This window comes from Frankia sp. CcWB3, from assembly GCF_977927595.1.
This window is the reverse complement of the sequence record NZ_CDWRCK010000068.1, coordinates 15,251-18,163: the sequence shown is the minus strand read 5'-3', so window position 1 is coordinate 18,163 and position 2,913 is coordinate 15,251. Positions and strand designations below refer to the sequence as shown.

At 71.3% G+C, this 2,913-nt stretch carries 2 protein-coding genes; both read right to left on the bottom strand.

Translation table 11 applies throughout. The features are described from left to right. Nucleotides 1-26: 26 nt before the first annotated feature. A complete protein-coding gene (gene murJ / locus ACY5KJ_RS07770; RefSeq protein WP_462187477.1) occupies nucleotides 27-2,660 on the bottom strand; it encodes a murein biosynthesis integral membrane protein MurJ in 2,634 nt (877 codons plus the stop codon). After that, nucleotides 2,657-2,913, bottom strand: a 257-nt coding sequence (locus ACY5KJ_RS07765; RefSeq protein WP_462203075.1) for a hypothetical protein, incomplete at its 5' end; no start/stop codon positions are given. The genes ACY5KJ_RS07765 and murJ, both read right to left, overlap by 4 nt.

Here is a 2,913-nt window from a genome sequence, read left to right as displayed (position 1 = left end):
CAGGCCCTAGGTGCCATCACTGCCGGTCAGCCGCGTTGCGATGATCGCCCCGGCCGTCGGGACAGCCGGCCGCCGAGTCGTCCGTTCACCTCCGCCAGCAGGGCGTTGATCTCGTGTATCCCCATCCGGGTGGCGACCGCGAGGAAGAGCCCGCCTCCCACGGCCGCGGCGAGCACCACCGCGACCCCGGAACCAAGCCACCCCTCACCCACGACCGCGCGGGCACCTCGGGCGAGCAGCGACGCGAGGACGGCGCCGATCCCGGCCGCGATCGCGACCCGGGTGATGACCTGCACGGTGCGATTGCCATCGATTCCCCCGAGCCGCCGGTGCAACAGGGTGCTCGTCGCCGCGAGGCCCATCAAGTAGGCGGTGGCGAAGGAGAGCGCCAGCGCGACGGCCCGGTGCTCCTCGGGCACGACCACGGTGAGGACCAGGGCACCGATGACGTTCACCGCTACGACCCCGATGTTGACCAGTGCCGGGGTGCGACTGTCCTGGTAGGCGTAGAACACCCGTAGCTGTACCTGGAACAGGGAGAACGGCACGAGGGCCAGGGCGAAGGCGCTGAGGGTGTCGCCGATGTCCATAGCGTCGCCGTAGCCGGTCGCGCCGTGATGGAACACGGCGACGGCGATCGGCCGGCCCAGGGCGAGGATGAACAGGGCGGCGGGCACGATCGCGGTGATCGTGACCCGGGTCGCCATCGAGATGTCGGCCCGCACTAGGTCCCTGCGCCCCTGGGCGGCGTGCCCGCTCATCCTCGGCAACAGTGCGGTGATGACCGAGACGCCGATGATGGCGTACGGGAGCTGGAAGATCTGGTATCCGTACGTGTAGATCGTGTAGGCGGTCGTCGCCGTCGACAGGTTGACGATCACCAGGTAGCCGGCCTGGCTGATCACGACGAACAGCAGCGTCCACCCCGCCAGCCGAGCCGTCGAGCGCAGTTCGGGATGCCGCATGTCCAACCGCGGCCGGTAGCGGAAACCGACCTTGCGCAGCGAGGGGAGCAGCGCGAGGGTCATGACGACGACGCCCAGCGTCGTCCCGGCGGAGAGCACCGTCACCTGGGTGTCGGTGATGGCCTTCGGCCCGTCCACACCCCGCGGGCGCGGACCCGCGATGAAATAGGTGAAGCTCAGACAGGTGACGATGACCAGCAGGTTGTTCAGGATCGGGGCGAACATGGGCGCGGTGAACGACTGTCTGACGTTGAGGATCGCCCCGATCGTCGCGCCTACCCCGTAGAAGATGATCTGTGGCAGGAGCCACCGCAGCATCGTGGCGGCGAGCGCCCGCTCGTCGGAGCCGGCGTGCAGGTAGAGGCTGATGATCCACGGGGCGATCAGCATGCCCACTGCCACGACGACCCCGAGGCCGAGGATCATGAGTGTGAGCAGCGACGACGCGAACGCGTCCCCCCCGTCGGGATCCTCCTTCGCGGTGCGGACCATGACCGGCACCACGACGCTCGTGAGGACGCCGCCGAGGAGCAGGTCGTAGAGGATGTTCGGCGTGGTGTTGGCGACGTTGTAGGCCTGGCTCACCGCACCGGTCCCGATCGCCGCAGCGATCGCGACGGTCCGCAGGAACCCGGATGCCCGGGAGACGATCGTGCCGATCGCCATGGTTCCACTGGCCCGGCCGAGGCCGGGCCCGGTCTTCGCCGGCCCGCCGGCCTGCCTGGTTGCGCTGCCGTGCTGTGCCGTTGCGCTGCCGTGCGGCGCCGTGCCGGTGTCTCGTCGGGCCGGTTCGGGGGGGATGCGGCGGACGTTGCTGCGAGGAAGTGCCACCGTCGGCTTGGACTCGCTCAAGGACGGACGACGGCGATCGTCGCCGTCCCGACGGGAACGGTCGGCTCGGGTGCGTCGCTCCGGACGCGCTGCACGGTCTGGGCGGTCTGGGCGGTCTGGGGTGTCCCGCCATGAGGATCGTCCGATGGGGATGACGGGGCCGACCCCGGGCGGGGTCGGCAGCCGGCTCGTCCGCCCGTCGTCCAGCGGCGGGGTGCTGCGTTGCGATCGTTCCGGTACGCGGGGCCCCGGCGGCGGACCTCCTTCCGACGGAGGCAGCACATGGGGAGGCGGCGGTGGTGGGCCCGATGTGGCGGGAAGCTTCCGGGTCTGCTCGCCGGCGGTCATGCGCGGAGCGTCGGGACCGGGGATGCGGCCTGCGGATCGCGGATACCGCTTGTCGCGGGGGCTCGCGGGATCGTCGTGGCGCGGGTCCGGGTGGCGCGGGCCGCTGTCATAGCGCGCGCCGTCGTACCGCGGGTCGCCCTGCCGCCGGTCTTCATGGCGCGGCGTGTCGAACCGTGGCGCGCCACGGCGTCCGTCCGGGTCAACCGGATGGTTCCGCTTCGGACGGTCCCGTTCGGAGTACCGGGGCCGGCGCGCGAGTCCCCGGTCCGGATCTGGCTGCTCCGGACGGATCTGCCCGGGATAACCGGGATACGACTGGTCCGGGGGGAACCGGGCCGGGCGTTCGGCCGCCGGGTAGCCGTCCTCGTCGGAATACCCGACGTCGGAATACCCGGCGTCGCGTGGGTCCCGGTCCGACGGTCCATCGCCGGGACCGGTACCGCGATCACGCCGGGGGCCGGTACCACCCCTGCGATGCCGGGCCCCCGGCCGGCCTTCCTCCTCGACCGGCGTCATGGGCCGCTCCGTCGCCGTCGGAAGGGAGCTGTGGCCGCCGAGTCGTCGGTGTCCTCCTGGCTGTCGCGGCCGTGGCGAAGGGTGCCTCGGTCCTGGCCTTCATAGCGCCGGATGGCCGTCCGCACCACCGGCGTCGTCGTAGTCGAGGTGGCGGCTTCGCGCTTGTCGTCGCCACTATGCCGGGTCGAGACCGAGGCGGCCGGGGTGACCGGATCGACCTGGTTCACCGGGCTCACTGGGTCCACCGGGTCCA

Bases quoted from the DNA above. Each gene is read 5' to 3' on its own strand.
- murJ (WP_462187477.1), bottom strand. From the start codon at position 2,660: ATGACGCCGGTCGAGGAGGAAGGCCGGCCGGGGGCCCGGCATCGCAGG.